Here is a 19,444-nt window from a genome sequence, read left to right as displayed (position 1 = left end):
CTAAATAAGGGCACCAAGCCAACTCTTATTTGAGCCAAAAACTACTCGTTACCCTGTCCATTATTGAGTTTTGCCAATAGTAGATAAATAAAAAGCAGGTTTGGGATAACCAGCAAACTCGATCGTGGTCATCATTCCTCCTGCCATGTGATAAAGATTATGGCAATGATTCATCCAGATGCCGGGATTATCAGCATCAAATTGAACCTTGATGGTAGTAAATGGCTGAACCAGGACAGTATCTCGTCGGGCGCCATCTTTGAGGGGTTTCCCATTAATTTCTGTCACTTGAAAGACGTGGCCGTGGAAATGCATAGGGTGAGACATGGCGGTTTTATTGGTAAATACCAACTCCACACGTTGTCCTTTTTTAATGACTTTCGGATTAATTTTAGGCCAGCTTTCATCATTTAACATCCAGCGATAACCGTTCATTGTTCCCTGTAAGTTGTAATTTAAACTGATATCGACTGTTTTCTTGGGCAGTGGGTCAACTGCTTTGAGTGATTGTTCTAACTCATAATAAGGAATTCGTCCGATAGTTTGACTGGCAGTCGGACTTAGTTTGGGAATTTCCGCACCTTGGGTGGCGAGTATTAAGCCTGTTTGTTTATTGGTTCCTTCTGCTTGACCTAAAATAGGGAAAGCCCCGCCATTGTGGGGGATATTCACAATGACATCAAGGCGGTTCGCAATACCAATTGGAAATTTAGAACCTTGAACCGGTTTAATTTTGGCGCCATCAACAGCGACCAAAGACCCCTGCAATTTTCCTAAATCAACAACAAAATTGGTGGCAGCGGCTGCATTGATAATGCGTAATCTAACTTGACCAGGCGTGACATAACGAATAGTTGGTTTGGCCAAGGTTTTTTTATTGGTGATGTACGCATCGTAATTGACATCATTATAATCAGCGCTTCCTTTCATCGTTTGCATACCAGGCCTATTTTGCATGTTATCCATTTGCATAGCGGGCATTTTAGCCTTACGTAGTTTGTTGAATAGGGCTTGTGGGTCTTGATAAGTAAAATCTTTCATAAACATAACCACATCCTGTTCGCTATTTTTTTGCTGCTCCGATTCATAAATGACAAAGGGTGCTGACAATTGCTGTTGCTCTTGGAAGCCTTCATGGGAATGCATCCAGTAGGTGCCCGATTGCACGAGCTTGTACTTATAAGGCCGGTTTTCGCCTGGCTGTATTAACGTTTGGGTGACTCCCGGAACGCCATCCTGATCATTGGGTACAATCAAGCCATGCCAATGCAAGGTAATCGGCTCTGCGGATTTATTTTCCACAATGACATCAAACCATTCTCCTTTAACACCGGTATAGCCTTCTTTGCTTTCTGTCCCATCGGGTTGAATCAATACTACTTCAAAAGCTTTGACTGCTTTTCCCTGATTATCCAATTGAAAGGGTTTATCCCGGACTTGTAAGATCGGTTTTTTAGCATCAAAAGAAGTGGCTGCCGCGATCAGAGGGAAACTCAGGCTTGCAAAAGAAAAAACGAAGCCTGCTAAAAAGGCGGGTATTTTTACCGAACTTACGAGTCTCACGGTCCAAATCCTTTTGCAATTTCGGAGGGTAGTCTTTAAAAGTAAGCAATTAGTCAATCATTGTCAAAAGTAGTCCTGTTATACCTTATGGTTTGGGTGCATTGCGTTGCCTGAGTCCCTTTCGTCTGAAATAGCTTTCGCAGGCGATGGTTTTTTGCCGCGCAGCAACTCTTGGTGGTCAGCAGGGCTATAATAAGCAACAAAATCATCCCGTTTTATTACTTTAAGGGTGGTTTGTTTTTCTTTGTGCTTTAACGAAATAGTTACGGTATCCTTTTGTGTATCATAATGAAACACGATTTGCCCATAATGTTTTTGACTTAATTGAGTTTTTACCTTGCGCAATTCTTCATATTGGTCCTGTATAGCAATAAATAGCGTCCAGACCTTATCTAGAGGGGTGTCCTGCTTTTTATAATCAGCATCGCGCAAATAAATTTCCCAGGCGTCATAGCCATTGGTATCGATAAACGCTGTCATCAGCGGTTGGACTGTTTTTTGTTCAAAACGTTTAAGTTCTCTAAGGCAACTATCATAACGCTCCATTACCTGGATGGCTTCTTCACTTTCGACGAGTAAAGAGCCGGTTACCTCATCAAATTCGACGGAACCCGTAACTGCTTTTAGACGCAGGTTACACTCAGTAACCAGGAGAGCATAAAATTTTGCTGCAAAACTGGTTCGTATATCAATTTCTGCAAGTTGGCGAATATGGTCTTTCCCATGCTCTTGACTGCGGGCACTATAACAAATACTCAAAGTCATATTGAAAGGCATTTTTTGACCTTTCATGTCAAGGAGACTTTTTACGAATGTAGCGAGCTGAGCATAATTGAGTAATTTATGGGTTTTGAAAAGCTCTTCAGGATCTGATTCGGCGTAACAGTAATCGGTATCATCGACTTTACCGTGCGCGGCAATAATAATTTTATAGTTCTTTTTTCTCTTGCTTAACCATTCCTGAAGGATTTTTGAGGTCTGCTGATCTAAAGTGATCGTTCCTGAGTCGGCAAATTGCAACGCGCAAGTCATCAGGTTTAATACGGTTACTTTACTCCTTTTATCTTTCGCAAAGAAAGACGGTTTATGTTTTTTTTCTAAAGCTTCACCCGATTTTTTCCCTAATGTTCCAGGGTCAGATAAGTTAATAAATAAAATTCTCACAATTTACAGCGCTACAACAGCCAATGATTGACTAAATTATAGGCATATTGACTGGTGAAGTCCACTTAAACCGAGGGGCAGTTTTCGTTTTTGATGAGCCCGGTAAGTCGGGCCCACTATTTATTTCAACGAGGCTATGTCAATGACAAAACGATAGCGGACATCGCTTTTTAAAACACGTTCATAGGCTTCATTGACTTGTTGAATCGGAATTAACTCAATCTCGGAGGTGATGTTATGCTTACCACAGAAATCAAGCATTTCCTGGGTTTCTTTAATCCCGCCAATCAATGAACCAGCAAGACTGCGACGCCCGCTAACCAGCGAAAATGCACCAACCGGAACATTTTTTTCAGGAACTCCCAAGACGACCATGGTTCCTTCCCGTTTCAGTAATCTTAAATATTGATTCCAATCAATGCCTGTCGAAACAGTACATATAATAAGATCAAAACTGGCGCTTAATTTGACGAAAGTCGACGCGGTGGAGGTTGCATAAAAATGATCGGCACCTAAGTGCTTGCTGTCAGCTTCTTTGGCAGATGAATGACTGAGCACAGTGACCTCTGCGCCTAATGCATGGGCCAGCTTGACGCCCATATGCCCTAAACCACCCAAACCAACAATAGCAACTTTCTTTCCTGGGCCGGCTTCCCAATGTTTTAATGGCGAGTAGACAGTAATCCCGGCGCACAAAAGAGGTGCTGTTGCATCGAGAGGCAAATTGTCGGGAATATGAAGGACATAATTTTCGTTCACCACAATCTTGGTTGAATACCCGCCTTGCGTGAGTTGTTTACCACTGCGTTCCATACCATTATAGGTGGTTGTCATCCCTTCATAACAATATTGTTCTAACCCTTCATGGCAGCTTTCACAACGCCGGCAGGAGTCTACAAAACAGCCAACTCCAACATGGTCTCCCTCTTTAAATTTTTTTACTTTACCGCCAATTTTACTGACTACACCAACAATCTCATGGCCAGGTACCATAGGGAAAAGGGCTCCACCCCATTCATCGCGTGCCTGGTGAATATCAGAATGACAAATACCACAATAACGAATATCGATCAAAACATCATGCTCACCTACATCTCTGCGTTTAAAAGAGTAAGGAGCAAGAGGTGCTTTTGCCTTTGGGGCAGCATATCCTTGTACTGGAATCATAGAATTATCCTTAGCATGAGCATGAGCATGAGTCGCTGCTAATATAGGCGCAGTCGATCTAATTTGCAAAGGACTTACGAAAAACGTCGATCTCTTCGTTAAAATTTGATTTCAATTCGGTCATTTAGTTAGGCTAAACTCCCTCATTAAAATCAAATTTTGCCTCGGCCTCGACGTGTTTCGTAAGTCCTGATTTTACGCAAACGCCGATCTTTTCGTTAAAATTTGATTTCGATTCGGTCATTTTTTAGGCTAAATTCCCTCTTAAAATCAAATTTTGCCTCGGCCTCGACGTTTTTCGTAAGTCCTGATTCTATTTTCTTTAGCTAATCCATAGTAGAGTACCGGATCTTTTAATCAGGTTAGCGTTTTTATGGCAAAGCTTTATTTCTATTTTGCGGCTATGAATGCAGGTAAAAGCACGGTTTTACTGCAATCCAGCCATAATTACCGTGAGCGTGGCATGCAAACTTTGCTCTATACACCGGCTATTGATACTCGATACCAGCAAGGCATTATTCATTCCCGGATTGGTTTAGCAGAACAAGCCTTAATTTTTTACAATGAAGATGATTTGTATGAACAAGTCAGTTCTCGCCTGCAACAAGGGCAACACTATGCTTGTGTACTAATTGATGAAGCCCAATTTCTAACGCGTAAGCAGGTTAGTCAGCTAACAGAAATTACTGATCAATTACAAATTCCAGTTCTAGCCTATGGTTTACGTACTGATTTCAGAGGGGAGCTATTTGAGGGTAGCCAGTATTTACTTGCCTGGGCAGATGAATTAATCGAGCTTAAAACAATTTGTCATTGCGGTCGCAAAGCGATCATGAATTTGCGTCTTAGTGAAGCAGGTGAAGTGATTTCAGAGGGGGAGCAGGTAGTTATTGGTGGAGATGGACTGTATGTTTCTACTTGCCGGCGACATTTTAAAACTGGGGAAGTCGGTGTATTGCCTGGCAAGAAAAAATTGTTCAATAAAGATACCAATCCAATGTGATTTTTGATACAATTCGCCGCAAATTTTGCAACCCTTGCTAAGGAGTGATCTTGTCTGATTCAGTCGCAGTGGATTCGGGCGTAGTTTTGCCTCGTGGTGACTTAATGGCTTGGATGGTCTGCCTGTCAGCAGGATTATTTTTCTTTTACGAATTTTTTCAACTTAATATCTTTGATGTAATTAACCAACCCTTACGCGATGATTTTCACTTAAATGCTGCTCAACTTAGCTGGATGTCGAGTACTTATTTGTGGGCAGATATTTTATTTCTGTTACCCGCAGGCATCATTCTGGATCGTTTTTCTACCCGCCAGGTCATTCTTAGTGCTATGTGCATTTGTGTGATTGGTACGTTGGGATTTGCACTGACGCACTCCTTCGCTTTAGCTTGTTTTTTTCATTTCCTATCAGGGATTGGAAATGCATTCTGTTTTTTATCCTGTGTGGTATTAGTCTCGAATTGGTTTCCTCCTCGCCGTCAAGCCTTGGTTATCGGTTCCTTAGTAACAATGGCCTTTTTGGGCGGGATGATGGCACATACTCCTTTTGCTCATCTTAATGAGTACTATGGCTGGAGAAATTCTTTGTTGATTGATGGTGCAGTAGGCGTGTTTTTATTGCTGTGGATTTATAAAATAGTTGAAGATAAGCCTTATATCGTCTCAAGGCGTCCTACTTCCGGGCAAGCAGCGATTCTTCCTGGCTTTCTGCAGGCGCTGGCTAATCGCCAAAACTGGCTTGCTGGTTTTTATACCTCTTTTTTGAATTTACCCATTATGGTTCTTTGCGCTTTGTGGGGAGCTAGCTATTTGCAAGTGGTGCACCATTTATCTGAAATGGCTGCTTCGAATGTTGTTAGCCTCATCTTTATGGGGAGTATTCTTGGATGCCCCTTGGTGGGCTGGCTTTCGGATAGCCAGGGACGCCGCAAACCCTTAATGATCATGGGTGCTACAGCAACCTTATTAGCTGTACTTCCTTTATTTATGGATCTTGCTTTATCGCAGTTCCAATTAAGCATCCTGTTTTTCATGTTGGGTTTATTCACAAGCACTCAAGTGATTAGTTATCCCCTAATTGCTGAAAGTAATTCAACCAAAAATACAGGTACGGCAACTGGTATCGCTTCAGTTCTTATCATGGGCGGAGGCGGTGTGGGGCAAGTAATATTTGGTGTATTAATACAACACCATGCTATTGCTTCAGCACAACAATATACAGTAGCTGACTTTCAATATGCGATGTGGATATTCCCTCTAACCGCTGTAGCAGCTTTACTAGCGGTTTTGATGACTCGTGAGACTTACTGCAAACGTTTGGATTGAGGAGTTTTTATGCAGATGGTGGAAGAATTCAAAGGAAGTGATAGATTGGCATCAACTTTCTTACCATGGTTAGTTTGTTTTAGTGCATCACTGTTTTTCTTTTACGAATTTATTCAAGGCAATATGTTTGCATCTATTGCTGATAATATTATGTACGATTTTCATGTGCAAGCCGATAAAATGGCTTATTTATCAAGCATATATTATCTTTCAAACGTTCTCTTTCTGTTTGTAGCTGGTATTGTCCTTGATCGATTTTCAACTAAAAAAACTATTCTGGTAGCAATGCTGCTTTGTGTGTTAAGCACCTTCATCCTTGCTCATGCACACTCCTTTTATTTGGCGTTGTTTTGTCGTTTTGTTACTGGTATTGGCAGCGCATTTTGTTTTCTTGGGCCAGTTCGCTTGGCTTCCCGCTGGTTTCCACCCCAACGTATGGCAATGGTTGCTGGTGTAATTGTCACCATGGCAATGACTGGTGGTATGTTGGCGCAGTATCCCTTAACCAAATTAGTTGCCCAAATTGGTTGGCGGGATGCTTTGGTACAAGTAGGTTGGCTTGGTACGGCTATGTTAGTTTTCATGTCGTTTGCAATTATTGATAAAGCACAGGATCTAAGCCACAAAGTGGGGCAAAAAATCAGTTTGCTTGTTACGGCTAAAAAAGCTTATCTTAATCCACAAACTTTAAGGGCCGCGCTCTATACTAGCCTTATGAACATGGCCATTGCTGTGTTTGGTGCTATGATGGGTTCACTCTACCTGGTCCAGAGAATGGGTGTCACCAAAGAAGATGCGGCCGTGGTTAATTCCATGTTATTTCTTGGGGCAATTGTTGGTGGGCCATTGATTGGCTGGTGTTCAGATAAACTCGGTTTACGTGTATTACCAATGAAGGTTGGCGTATGGGCCTCGTTGGTAACCATGGTTGTCGTATTGTTTGTGCCTGTTTCTTTGCCTGTCATGAAAGTGTTATTTTTTCTCTTAGGCTTTTTTACTGCTGCTCAGGTAATAAGTTATGCGCTGGTTGCTGAAAGCAGTTCTCCATTAATAACTGCCACGGCAGTCAGTGTGGTTTCTATATTGACTCAAGGCGGTTATATCATTTATCAGAATTTATTTAGTATTTTATTGATGCATCATGGCGAGATGAAAATGCTGGATGGTGTTCCTGTGTATTCACTGGGTGATTACCAATATGCTGCAATGATTTTACCGCTAGGCTTAATTCTGGCTCTGCTTGTCTTATTTGGTTTAAAAGAAACCCACTGTCGACAAAAAGAGGTATAAGGATGCTGGGGCGTGTTTGTATTTTATTAATGGATTCCTTGGGGATTGGCGCGAGTCTTGATGCTCACCGTTATGGGGATGAGGGAGCCAATACCTTTGCTCACATTTATCAGACTTGTAGTGAAGGACTTGCTAATAAAGACGGGCTTCGCCAGGGGGCATTACATCTCCCTAATTTAGCAAGCCTGGGTTTGTATCATGCAACTGTAGCCAGTTCAGGTCTTCCTTTACTCGACTTATCAACGCTTGCTACTCCAAAGGGATATTACGGCTATGCTGTGGAGCAAAGCTTGGGCAAGGACACACCAAGTGGCCATTGGGAGTTGGCTGGTGTGCCAGTGACCTTTGAGTGGGGCTATTTTCCCGCAGAGCAGCCTTGTTTTCCGCAGAAACTAATTAATGAATTGATAAAAAAAGCAGGGTTACCTGGTGTATTGGGGCAGAAACATGCTTCGGGCACGACAATTATTGATGAGTTGGGTGAGGAGCATATTAAGACAGGTAAACCAATCGTTTACACGTCGGCTGATAGTGTGTTTCAAATTGCGGCCCATGAAGAAAGTTTTGGTTTGGCGCGTTTGTATGAAGTATGTGAAATTGCGCGTAAACTAGTCGATGATTATCAGATAGGACGGGTTATTGCCAGACCTTTTGTTGGTAGACCGGGTGGGTTTTCCCGTACTGGTAATCGCCGTGATTATGCAACTTTGCCGCCTGCGCCGACTCTTTTAGATGCATTAAAAAAGGCAGGGCGAGAAGTCATTGCTATTGGTAAAATTGCCGATATCTTTGCTCATCAGGGGTTGACGCAGACAATTAAAGCGGATGGTAACCAAGCCTTATTTGATGCTACTTTAGCGGCAATGAAAACAGCGCCAGCGGGTAGTTTGATCTTTACCAATTTTGTTGATTTTGACTCTTCTTATGGTCATCGACGTGATGTGAGTGGGTATGCTCATGCCCTGGAACAATTTGATCAGCGTTTACCAGCGCTGATAGAACAGTTAGAACCTGATGATATGGTTGTAATAGCTGCCGACCATGGTTGTGATCCTACATTTCCGGGCTCTGATCATACAAGAGAACATATCCCAGTGTTGGCTTTTGGCCCAAAATTAGGTAGTTGTTTTATCGGACGTCGGGATAGTTTTGCGGATATTGGCCAAAGCATCGCGGAATATTTGCAAATTGAGCCCTTAATGCATGGCGTATCTTTTATGAACGGCCTAGAATAGTGAGTTAACTTTATAATTGAGGGGCTAAAGAAGCTAAAGAACATGAGTTATCCAGCCCCCTTTCTAGATTATTGTTCAGCGATTGAATTGAAGTTCACTTCTTTACGTAAGAGTGTTTTGTTTCTTTTATGGGGTGCAGAAAAGCCATTAAAAGCCTACGAAATTCTCGATAAGTTATTGCAAAGCAAGCAAAGCTCCAAGCCTCCCGCAGTGTATCGTGTACTTGATTATTTTGTTGAATCAGGTGTAGTACATAAAATTGAATCTATCCAATCGTATACCCTGTGTCATGCGCCTGAAAAGCAGCGAGCTACTGAGGTATTAATGGTGTGTAATGATTGCCATCAGGTACATGAGGTGTACGATAAAACGCTACGTGCCCTGGTACAAAAATTATCAGCGGAGAACCATTTCCATTTAGGCCATGATGCTATTGAATTAAAAGGTCTTTGCAGGAAATGTTGCCCGGCCAGCGAAGCATTTTCATCTGTTATGCCCCAAGAAAGCGAAAAATAATTCAAACCCTCTATTGATTTTTTTTTTTGCATCCCCATTTTAGGTTTTTCGACCTGTAATGAGGATGTATCTTGGAACAATATCGTGGTACAACCGTCCTGTCTGTCAGGCGGGGCAGTAAAGTGGTTATCGGGGGTGATGGCCAAGTCACTATGGGGAACACCGTAATGAAAGGCAATGCCCGCAAAGTCAGACGACTTTATAAAGATAAAGTAATTGCCGGTTTTGCTGGCGGGACTGCTGACGCGTTCACCCTTTTTGAGCGTTTCGAGCGCAAATTGGAGATGCATCAAGGACACTTAGTGCGTGCTGCTGTTGAGCTTGCCAAAGATTGGCGAACAGACAAAATCTTACGTCGTTTGGAGGCATTGTTAGCAGTAGCAGACAGTAAAGCCTCTTTAATTATTACTGGAAATGGTGATGTCATTGAGCCAGAGGAAGGATTGATTGCTATTGGTTCTGGGGGCCCATTTGCCCAGGCGGCAGCTCGGGCACTGTTGGAAAATACTAAATTGTCTGCGGCTGATATTGTCCGGAAAAGTTTATCGATTGCTGGTGATATATGTATCTACACCAACCACAATTTAACCATTGAAGAATTGGATAGTGACTAGTGAATAATACAATGATAATGACTCCCCGTGAGATAGTGCAAGAATTAGACAAGCACATTATTGGTCAGGATGAAGCAAAACGCGCTGTAGCGATTGCTCTACGTAACCGTTGGCGACGTATGCAAATCAAAGATCCTGTATTACGTAACGAAATAATGCCCAAGAATATTTTGATGATTGGGCCAACAGGTGTTGGTAAAACAGAAATTGCCAGACGCCTGGCGAAATTAGCCCAGGCGCCTTTCATTAAAGTAGAGGCGACTAAATTTACTGAAGTTGGTTATGTCGGACGAGATGTCGATTCTATCCTTCGTGATTTGACGGATATTGCTATCAAACAAGAACGCGAATCAGCCATGAAGAAAGTTGAGAATCTCGCTGAGGATGCTGCGGAAGAACGGATCTTGAATGCTTTATTGCCACCCGCCAGGGGAGCCGTAATCACCAGTGAAAATGAATCATCAACTCGCCAGGTTTTCCGTAAGCAATTGCGTGAAGGAGCACTTGATGACAATGAAATTGAAATCGAGTTATCAGCAACACCTGTTGGCGTAGAAATCATGGCACCACCTGGTATGGAAGAAATGACCAGCCAGTTACAGGCTATGTTTCAGCAGGTTGGCACAGGCCGCACAAAAACACGTAAATTAACAATTGCTAAAGCAATGAAGATATTGCGTGAAGAAGAAGCGGCGAAATTAATCAATGAAGAAGATATTAAAACGCGTGCTATTGAAAATGTTGAGCAGCATGGCATTGTCTTTATTGATGAATTGGATAAAGTTGCTAAACGAGCCGAGCAGGGCGGTGGTGATGTGTCGCGTGAGGGTGTGCAGCGTGATTTATTACCGTTGGTAGAGGGCTGCACAGTATCCACTAAATACGGTATGGTAAAGTCAGATCATATTTTATTTATTGCCTCAGGCGCTTTTCATGTGGCGAAACCTTCTGATTTAATTGCTGAATTACAGGGACGCTTACCTATTCGAGTAGAATTAGCTGCATTAAGTGTAGATGATTTTGTTCGTATTCTGACTGAGCCTAGCGCCTCATTGACTGAGCAATACGCTGCACTCATGGCGACTGAAGGGTTGCAATTAAGCTTTGATGAAACCGGTATACGCCGTATTGCGGAGGTAGCCTGGCGAGTCAATGAACGCACCGAAAACATTGGTGCTCGTCGATTGTATACCGTCATGGAGCGTTTGTTGGAAGTGGTGTCTTTTGAAGCAACGGATAAAGCGGGTGAATCTGTACATGTTGATGCTGCCTATGTGGAGAAACATTTAGGCAAATTGGTGGCTGATGAGGATTTGGCTCGCTATATTTTATAAGCCGCAGTTACTCTCTGTGACACAGATTGTGCGGAGGGTTGAAACGCTATTGCCCCGGTGCATGGCTTCGTCAATACGGTGTCCGGATCTTCATGTACTAACGTGTACATTGCGGTTCTGGGCGCCGTTTCTCCTGGCACTTCTCTTATGGCAGCCAGTTTCGAAAGAAGTTCAATGGATTTCCGATTTTTTCCCCATCGGTTCAATAAAAGTAAATTTTATTTCTAATAAGAATTTAGACTATTCAGAATGTCAAAATTGATGACATTTATCGGGTAGTACAGTAAAAAAATAATTAATCATAACTATTTGAATTTAAATAATTATTTTTTAAATCTTTCGCTGGGCCATTGGTTATGGTTTTAAGTCTATAGACGAAAACCTGTGATTATCACAGAATGGTCAGATACTTATTAATAAAATTGTTCCATGAAAAAAAATATTCTTTATGGTGCACTCGTTAACTTAATCTGTATTGAAGCGCAGGCTATACAATATCCGGATCCTTCTACAGCAATATTGATAGGTAGGGGTTCTGTCATAAAACAATCCGTGCAGTCAGGATTGACGCCACCAAAACAAGACAATGGTGCAGTACAAGAAGCCCATTCTTTTGCTTTGCCGCAACCGCAAGAAGAGCAAAATACGCAACCCTTATTCCCTGAACAACAGCAAGCAGATACGATTAATTGTGATTATAAAATCCCTGTTGAAATTTCAAGTATTTCTTTAGAGTTTGTCATCAATTGGGCTCAGCAAGCTGTTAGGCAATCCTTTGATTTTAATTTTGCATCTGTCGATACCCAACTGGAAAAATTACAAGCTTGTTATACAGAAAGTGGTTGGGTTAAATTTAAGAGCGCATTGCAGAGCTCTGGCAATGTGGATGTCATTAAAACGCAAAACCTGGCCGTGAGTAGCCAGATAGATGGTCAGACACAACTCATCGAATTCAAAGATTACTTATGGAAAATGAATGTACCTCTAAAGGTGGTTTATCAAAGTGATGGGGAAAGAGTGACTCATTTCCTTAATATTTATTTAACGGTAGGTCGAAAAATAAACGGTAATCTCGGAATCATGCAGATGATTGCCACACCACGGTTTGCACCGATCTCTCTAAAATCAACGTCGGTGGATAAGGCTGTGGGAGGTATGTACCAAATCGTTGCTAAGAAAAAAGCAGAGACTTTGAATGCCGTACAAAAAAATATGGCTTCTTTTTTTATGTCCTTATTCCCCCAGCGTATTGGACTAAGGGCTCCAACGAACACTGCCCAGCCAAGACAGCTAGAACATATCGCTCAACTGCCACCCTATCCATTGCCACAAAGAATCCAAGCAATACAGCGAATGCCAATTGCTCAAGGTCAAGAAGAGCCTAATAGCAATTTTGGTTATAAAACACTTGCTGAAATCACCCAAATGCATCAAAACTTTATTTTATTTGGATTAAATCAGGCTTTGATCCAGTCGTTTGATTTTAAATATAAATTTTTAGATACACCGGTTCAACAATTCCACTCGTGGTATGCAGAAAATGGGGAAGTTAGAACGGCTGCACAGAAATCAGATAGCATTCCAGCAAATAGTACACAAAAAACGGCAATGAATAGCCCAATGTATGAGGCGGCGCGCCTTAGTGTTACTGATAACGATCAGTGGAAAATCACCCTTCCTTTAAACCTTACTGATGCAAACAATAAAAATAAAGTAACGCAACTGCATGTGACAATAGGTTGGAAAATTACCGCGAATGATTTTAGGCCAAGGATCGTTACAGCGAGTGGACCCTCTGTACACCCAACTATACAAGCTGCTTCACCCAATGCAGGCATAAGTGCGGCCAGGGTTAACCAAGCAACAGAGGCGATGCAAAATATACAAGCAAATAATCCAATCCAGCAAGCACAAGCCTCTATTCCACAGCAATTACCCCAGCTAGTGCTGCAAAATCCTCCAACCCTTCAATCCGCCATTGCGGCACAAAGCCAGGTTATTAATTGTGATTATAAAACACCTGCTGGAACTACCCCCATTGATCAAGCACTTGTTTTAAGATGGGCAGAATATGCCGCAATGCAATCGTTTAATTTTAATTCGGAACTCATTGATACCCAATTACAGCGATTACAAGCCTGTTTCACCAAAAAAGGGTGGGTTGAGTTTCAGACTGCAATGTATAAATCAGGTAATATTGAAGCCATTAAAACACTTCAGATAACTATGAGCAGTGAGATTGCCAGAAGTGCTCAATTGCTTGAGGCTAAAGGCAATCAATGGAAAATCGCGTTACCCTTAAAAGTTCTCTATCAAAGCGATAAAGGCAAGGCAGTTCAATTAGTGAATATTAATTTAATTGTAAGTCGAAAAATAACGGGTGAACTGGGTATTAGGCGAATGATTGCTACACTGAGCGATACTTCCGCGCCTTCCGATTTACCTCATAGCTAATGCCAAAGAAAATGAGGCCTTTAGATTTAGAGAGTCTCTCTGAGACTATCCGTTTTTCTCTAGCCATCCACTCATCCTCTTACCTGTGGCCCCAGTCTATCGAGAGTTTCTTGAGTTCGCATGCCAAGTGCTCCGACCTCTATTGCCTCGCAGGGCTTCGTCGATACGATGCTCTGACCTCATGTATCGGTATATCCATAGCGGTTCTGCGCCCCGTTTCTCTTCGTGCGGTTCTCACAGCAATTTTGGAACGAAATCGAATGTATCAAAATACGCTTAATTGTGAGAAATTTGTCGCAAAATAAACCATAAAAGAACTATAATGGCGATTTTTCAAATCACAGGTTGAGTGCCCATGATTGCTTTATTAGAAGCTTACCGAGCTGGGTTGTTGCGTCGACAAAACTGGCTACCCAATATTGTTTCAGGCGTTATTGTCGGTGTTGTGGCCTTACCATTGGCAATGGCTTTTGCGATTGCTTCTGGCACTAAACCGGAACAGGGTATTTATACAGCAATTGTCGCTGGACTTCTGGTTTCCGCATTTGGTGGCAGTCGCTTACAGATCGCCGGGCCAACAGGTGCCTTTATTGTTATTCTTTCCAGTATTACTGCTCGGTATGGTATTGATGGGTTGCAAATTGCGACGCTAATGGCAGGCTTTATATTGCTCTTTCTGGGCATGGCACGTCTTGGTACAGTAATAAAATTTATCCCTGATCCAGTCATTGTTGGCTTTACAGCAGGGATTGCGGTTATCATTTGGGTCGGCCAGTGGAAGGATTTTTTTGGTCTGCCAGCTGTGTCAGGCGCTCATTTTCATGAGAAGCTGTGGCACTTGCTGCAAGTATTCCCACAATGGCAACCAACTACTACGGCCTTGGCAATACTGTCTTTACTACTGGTACGTTTTTCATACAAATTACCGGGTCTGAAACGAGTCCCTGGACCTTTGGTCGCTTTGCTGGTTGCAACAGGTTTGCAATCCTATTTTCATTTTAAGGGGGTAGCTACCATAGGAAGTACATTTGGTGGGATCCCTCAAGGTTTACCTGCCTTGCATTGGCCGACAGTGACGGTTAATCGTCTCATTGAGTTGCTTGGTCCGGCTTTCACTATTGCCATGCTTGGTGCTATCGAATCGCTACTTTCTGCTGTGGTTGCTGATGGTATGGCCGGTACTCGGCATAACTCTAACCAAGAGTTAATAGGCCAGGGGGTTGCTAACATCGCTGCTCCTTTGTTTGGTGGTTTTGCTGCAACCGGTGCGATTGCGCGTACGGCAACCAACATTCGTAATGGGGGGAATAGCCCTCTTGCTGGTATAGTGCACGTCGTTACCTTGATATTGATTATTCTGTTTCTTGCACCATTGGCAGTAAATGTTCCCTTGGCAGCACTTGCAGCTATCTTATTTGTTGTGGCATGGAATATGAGTGAGGCACCTCATTTTTTCAAAATGCTTAAACGAGCGCCAAGAGCGGATGTGCTTATCCTATTAGTGACTTTTGGAGTCACTGTTTTTGTTGATTTGGTGGTTGCAGTCAATATCGGTGTTATTTTAGCCACGTTCCACTTTCTGCGACGTATGGCTGCCAGTGTTGAAGTGCAGCAAGTTAGCGACCAGGAATTACAAAAAGAGTTCGCTACTAATGGTATCCATATTCTGCCTGCTGGCCTTCTAGTCTATGCTGTGGAAGGACCTTTCTTCTTTGGGGCAGCAGAGAGTTTTGAACGGGCACTCATTAGTACTCATACCGAGCCGCGCCTATTAATTATTAGATTACGTTGGGTTCCTTTTATTGATATTACCGGTTTACAGACTTTGGAAGAGGTTATTGTTAATTTCCATAAGCGCCAGGTTCGAGTCATGTTGACTGGCGCAAATACGCGGGTAAAATCCAAGTTGCAAAAAGCGGGCATTATCAACTTAGTCGGTACAGAAAATGTTTTTGCAGAGTTTTCTCAAGCCCTTGTTGTTGCTCACGAAGTATTAAACCGGGCTACAGAAGAGAAGGCTGACTCTTAACAAAGGCTAAGTTGCACAACTTTGACTAAAAAGTTGATTTAAATCCATGGCGAGGCACTTCTGCAGTTCCTCGTCATTTTTTTTAAAAATGGCTCGCCAATGATTCGTGTGCACCGATTTAATATGTTCCACCTCTGTTGGTGTAGGCAGGCGATAGGGAAGTAACTGGCTCAGGCTGTATAAACTCAGCTGACTGAGATCGCGACTTAGCATAAAAGAGCCTTCGGCTGTCGTATGAATCAATTCCAAACCGGTCAGAAGCTTTACCATGTCATCAACATCAATTGCAAAAGGATGAGTACTGGCATTGACCAGTGAGTCCAAAGGTAGACTTTTGCCTTTTCTTTGAGCATGCCAAAGTTGATGAAGCCAGAGCAGTGCATGTGAAAACCCGTCGATTGCTTTTCCCGTGCGTCGTTGGTGATGTACTGCGAGAGCATAACTGATTTCGGCACCTAAAAGGGTAATAATCCAGACCCAGTAAACCCAGATAAAAAAGATAGGTACTGTGGCAAATGCCCCGTAGAGTAATTGATAAGTGTTGTAGCGCGTCAGATAGTAAGCAAAACCTTGTTTGGCCGACTCAAATAATAAGGCTGCTACAACGCCTCCCCAGAGGCCATCACGAAATTTAACAGTGCAATTAGGCACGATGACATATAAAAAGGTAAAACCAGTCAGCGATATAACAAAGGGAATTGCATTTAACAAAATTAAAGGGGCATGATGATCTTTAAGGAGTGGAATCGAAATGACATACGAGCTGATGACCAAACTTAAACCCAGCAAGAGTGGTGCTAAGGATAAAATAGCCCAATAAAGGAGAAAGGCTGCTACTCCTTTTCTTGGTGTGGATACCCGCCAAATTTTATTCATAGTCCCTTCAATGGTCACCATAACCAGGATAGCTGTAACAAAGAGAAACACGACCCCCCAGACTGACAATTTAGACACCTGGGTTGCGAATTGCTGTAAATAATTTTGTACTACCTTTCCGGTAGTGGGGACAAAATTGTCAAAAATAAAGTCTTGTGTCGGTTGTGCAAGCCCTTGAAAAACTGGAAAGGAAGAAAGGATAGCCAAGCCAACAGACATAAGTGGAACAACAGCGAGCAGGCTGGCAAAAGCGAGTGCTGAAGCACGGTAAGTGCAATCATCATCAATAAAATGATGAGCCACAAAACGAATAAAACGTTCCGCTTCATAAAATTTATTGGCTATTCTTTCTTTCCAATCCATGGGCAACCTAGTTATTGCTAATTTACGTGAGTTCTATGTTAGATCGCTCAACAAACGTTATCTCGTATAATGCGTATCATTTTTACAGGATACAGTATCAATGTGTTGTTATGTTGTTGCTAATCCCGCTTCATTATCTTGTTGTCGAGTGAAGCTAAATACACCCAATAAAGTAATCAGGTAAAGTACACCCACTATCGCACAATAGAGACCGAAGTAGCTATTGTTGTGTGTCGCATAGAACTGATTAGCTACTTCAACTCCTAGCGCTTGAGCACACATACTTACCATACTTATCAAAGCATAAGCCGTGCCTTTACTGATAGGTGTTGCAAAAAGAGTACGCCTGATTAGGGGGGCGGTAGTTACACCCTGGCCAAAAGAGTAGATAAGAAGTCCAGGCATGAAATATAAGAAACTGCCATTACTCGTAAAGGGAAGCAAACATGCCGCCAAAAGACCGCAAATGGCTATCGTTGAACCTAAGAGAATAATTTGTTTAATTGAACATCGGTGCGTTAATTTACGCAGATACCAACTACCTAGAATCTCTGCTGCGAAAACGGGTAATTGCCAGAGAGCATATTCGACCACTGTTAATTGGGCGTCAGTCACCAGAATAATTGGCGAGAGGGCAATCCAGGCTATGCAAGGTATTGCCAATAAGCCACTGGCTATTGCACCAAGCATAAAAGATGGATTACGCAATAACCGCAGATAATTGGTCGCAACGCCTCGCAGTGTTAAAGCGGCAGGTTTTATTCTTTCACCATCGTTTTTAATCGCGCCTACAGGTTCAGGCATAAAGCGCCATATTCCCCAAAGAGCAAGTAGTGCCAATACGCCAATCAGGACAAAAATACCACGCCAGTGAAAATACAGGATAAAGCTGGCTCCGGCCAAAGGCCCAAGCAAGGGTGCGAGACAAGCCACATTGGCAAGGACGGCAATTAAACGAATAGCATCCATTTCAGCAAAGATTTCTTGTAAAGTGGCATAGCCAATCACTGCAATAAAGCATAAGCCCATGCCTTGAAAGTAGCGCGCGAGTAAAAATTGTTCCATCGAATTGGAGCAGGCAATCAGCAGAGTAAAGAGAAGGAAAATGAATGCACCAGTCAGCATGACAGGTCTGCGGCCAAAACGGTCTGAAACCGGTCCTAAAAACAATTGCAGACTCGCACCGCCCAGTACATAGACCGTTAATGAGGTAGCTATAGCGGATTCCGGAGCATGGAAGGAGGCAGTAACCTGAATCATGCCAGGCATAATCATATCGTTAGCTATGTAGACCAGAAATTGGTAAAGAACCAGGAAACTGGCAAAATAAAGCGCCTGTTGACGGGAAATATTGATCAAAGGCTGTGACATACCAGTCTCACATGATTTCAAAAGGGGGTAGTCATTATACATTAAGATTCATGTATATTCACCATGATTTCTATTAAATCACTTTAATTCACTTCATGTACGACAAAATGATCTTTGTTATACTCAGTCTTTTTATTGAGGATTGAGGCATGTATACGATCTACCATAATCCACGTTGCTCGAAATCGCGTGCTTGTTTGCAACTGCTTCAAGAAGCTGCAGTCCCCCTTAAAATTGTTGATTATATGCACCAATCGTTGTCTTCTGAGCTCGTACGGCGCTTTGCTGCCAAATTAGGATTGGCAGCTATAGTACGTAGTAATGAAGCCGTATATAAGGAGCAACGTTTGGCAGACGCTGATGAAGAAACCATCATTCAGGCGATTATTGACCACCCGCAACTTTTGCAAAGACCTATCGTTATTTTGGGTTCGCAGATGCTGATTGCTCGTCCACCGGAGAAAATTTTGGAGCTGCTAAATGATTAAACCTTATATTCTGGTGCTTTATTATTCTCGCACTGGTGCGACAGCTCAACTCGCCCAATACCTTGCTCGAGGTGTGGAAAGCGTTACTGGAATAGAAGCCAGATTAAGAACAGTACCGCCTGTCTCGGCTACTTGCGAGGCAGTGGATAAGTCTGTGCCGGATACTGGAGCACCTTATGCAACCCTGGATGATTTGCGTCATTGCCAAGGACTGGCTCTAGGAAGTCCGACTCGGTTTGGTAATATGGCGGCTCCCCTGAAATATTTTTTAGATAGCACGACGCCTGTGTGGCTCACCGGTGATTTAGTGGGTAAGCCAGCTTGTGTCTTCTCTTCCTCAACCTCGATGCATGGTGGACAGGAAACCACCCTAACCAGTATGATGTTACCGTTATTCCATCACGGTATGTTACTGCTAGGTTTACCTTATACTGAACCGACTCTAAGTAGTACACAAACGGGTGGGACTCCTTATGGGGTTACCCATGTTTCAGGCCTGGCCAATGTCACTTCATTGAGCCAGGATGAAATTATACTGGCAAAACAGTTGGGTAAGCGTTTAGGAGAGATTGCGATGAGCCTAAAAAAGAAGGCAGCAAACGGGTAATTCGACCAAGACCTAAGTAAGGTCACTAATTTAATCGGTGATTAA

16 protein-coding genes are annotated in these 19,444 nt (G+C 42.7%); 11 read left to right on the top strand and 5 right to left on the bottom strand.

The genetic code is table 11. From position 1 onward, the window contains the following. Positions 1-60 precede the first annotated feature (60 nt). The 3 genes from DYC89_RS12900 to DYC89_RS12890 form a co-directional block, all read right to left on the bottom strand. Positions 61-1,563, bottom strand: a complete 1,503-nt coding sequence (locus DYC89_RS12900; RefSeq protein WP_181879404.1) for a multicopper oxidase family protein — start codon at positions 1,561-1,563, stop codon at positions 61-63. 78 nt (positions 1,564-1,641) lie between these two features. Then, positions 1,642-2,727 carry a hypothetical protein gene (locus DYC89_RS12895; RefSeq protein ID WP_147285510.1) on the bottom strand — a complete coding sequence of 362 codons (1,086 nt, stop codon included), beginning with the start codon at positions 2,725-2,727 and terminating at the stop codon, positions 1,642-1,644. 120 nt (positions 2,728-2,847) lie between these two features. Further along, positions 2,848-3,894: an NAD(P)-dependent alcohol dehydrogenase gene (locus DYC89_RS12890; protein ID WP_115222147.1), complete on the bottom strand. Its 1,047-nt coding sequence runs from the start codon at positions 3,892-3,894 to the stop codon at positions 2,848-2,850. 373 nt (positions 3,895-4,267) lie between these two features. On the opposite strand from DYC89_RS12890, the gene DYC89_RS12885 reads away from it, so the two are divergent. The 9 genes from DYC89_RS12885 (at position 4,268) to DYC89_RS12845 (ending at position 15,694) form a co-directional block, all read left to right on the top strand. Beyond that, complete coding sequence (locus DYC89_RS12885; protein ID WP_115222146.1) at positions 4,268-4,897, top strand: thymidine kinase; 630 nt, start codon at positions 4,268-4,270, stop codon at positions 4,895-4,897. Between the two features lie 50 nt (positions 4,898-4,947). Next, positions 4,948-6,222 (top strand): MFS transporter, encoded by a 1,275-nt coding sequence (locus DYC89_RS12880; RefSeq protein WP_115222145.1) that lies wholly within the window; start codon positions 4,948-4,950, stop codon positions 6,220-6,222. A gap of 9 nt (positions 6,223-6,231) precedes the next feature. Continuing rightward, positions 6,232-7,512, top strand: coding sequence for an MFS transporter (locus tag DYC89_RS12875; RefSeq protein ID WP_115222144.1), 1,281 nt, complete (start codon positions 6,232-6,234; stop codon positions 7,510-7,512). A gap of 2 nt (positions 7,513-7,514) precedes the next feature. After that, positions 7,515-8,747 carry a phosphopentomutase gene (locus tag DYC89_RS12870; protein WP_115222143.1) on the top strand — a complete coding sequence of 411 codons (1,233 nt, stop codon included), beginning with the start codon at positions 7,515-7,517 and terminating at the stop codon, positions 8,745-8,747. Positions 8,748-8,789: 42 nt separating this feature from the next. Continuing rightward, on the top strand, positions 8,790-9,263 hold the full coding sequence (locus tag DYC89_RS12865; protein WP_115222142.1) for a transcriptional repressor: 474 nt from the start codon (positions 8,790-8,792) through the stop codon (positions 9,261-9,263). A gap of 71 nt (positions 9,264-9,334) precedes the next feature. Next, positions 9,335-9,877, top strand: coding sequence for an ATP-dependent protease subunit HslV (gene hslV / locus DYC89_RS12860; RefSeq protein WP_115222141.1), 543 nt, complete (start codon positions 9,335-9,337; stop codon positions 9,875-9,877). An 11-nt stretch (positions 9,878-9,888) separates the two neighbouring features. Further along, positions 9,889-11,211, top strand: coding sequence for an ATP-dependent protease ATPase subunit HslU (gene hslU / locus DYC89_RS12855; protein ID WP_181879461.1), 1,323 nt, complete (start codon positions 9,889-9,891; stop codon positions 11,209-11,211). Positions 11,212-11,640: 429 nt separating this feature from the next. After that, positions 11,641-13,665, top strand: coding sequence for a DotI/IcmL family type IV secretion protein (locus tag DYC89_RS12850; RefSeq protein ID WP_115222140.1), 2,025 nt, complete (start codon positions 11,641-11,643; stop codon positions 13,663-13,665). Positions 13,666-14,020: 355 nt separating this feature from the next. Continuing rightward, positions 14,021-15,694, top strand: coding sequence for a SulP family inorganic anion transporter (locus DYC89_RS12845; RefSeq protein WP_115222139.1), 1,674 nt, complete (start codon positions 14,021-14,023; stop codon positions 15,692-15,694). Between the two features lie 6 nt (positions 15,695-15,700). On the opposite strand, the gene DYC89_RS12840 is transcribed toward DYC89_RS12845, so the two are convergent. Both DYC89_RS12840 and DYC89_RS12835 read right to left on the bottom strand, forming a co-directional pair. Beyond that, entirely contained in the window at positions 15,701-16,933 is a 1,233-nt protein-coding gene (locus DYC89_RS12840) for a YihY family inner membrane protein (RefSeq protein WP_115222138.1), read from the bottom strand. 108 nt (positions 16,934-17,041) lie between these two features. Next, positions 17,042-18,304: an MFS transporter gene (locus DYC89_RS12835; protein WP_115222763.1), complete on the bottom strand. Its 1,263-nt coding sequence runs from the start codon at positions 18,302-18,304 to the stop codon at positions 17,042-17,044. Positions 18,305-18,453: 149 nt separating this feature from the next. Between DYC89_RS12835 and arsC the strand changes: the two genes are divergently transcribed. Further along, positions 18,454-18,792: an arsenate reductase (glutaredoxin) gene (gene arsC, locus DYC89_RS12830; protein WP_115222137.1), complete on the top strand. Its 339-nt coding sequence runs from the start codon at positions 18,454-18,456 to the stop codon at positions 18,790-18,792. Continuing rightward, positions 18,785-19,399 (top strand): NAD(P)H:quinone oxidoreductase, encoded by a 615-nt coding sequence (gene wrbA / locus DYC89_RS12825; RefSeq protein ID WP_115222136.1) that lies wholly within the window; start codon positions 18,785-18,787, stop codon positions 19,397-19,399. Before arsC ends, wrbA begins: the two co-directional genes overlap by 8 nt. Positions 19,400-19,444: the final 45 nt, after the last annotated feature.

The organism is Legionella donaldsonii (assembly GCF_900452385.1).
Classification (GTDB): domain Bacteria; phylum Pseudomonadota; class Gammaproteobacteria; order Legionellales; family Legionellaceae; genus Tatlockia; species Tatlockia donaldsonii.
This window is presented reverse-complemented; position numbering and strand designations above follow the sequence as displayed.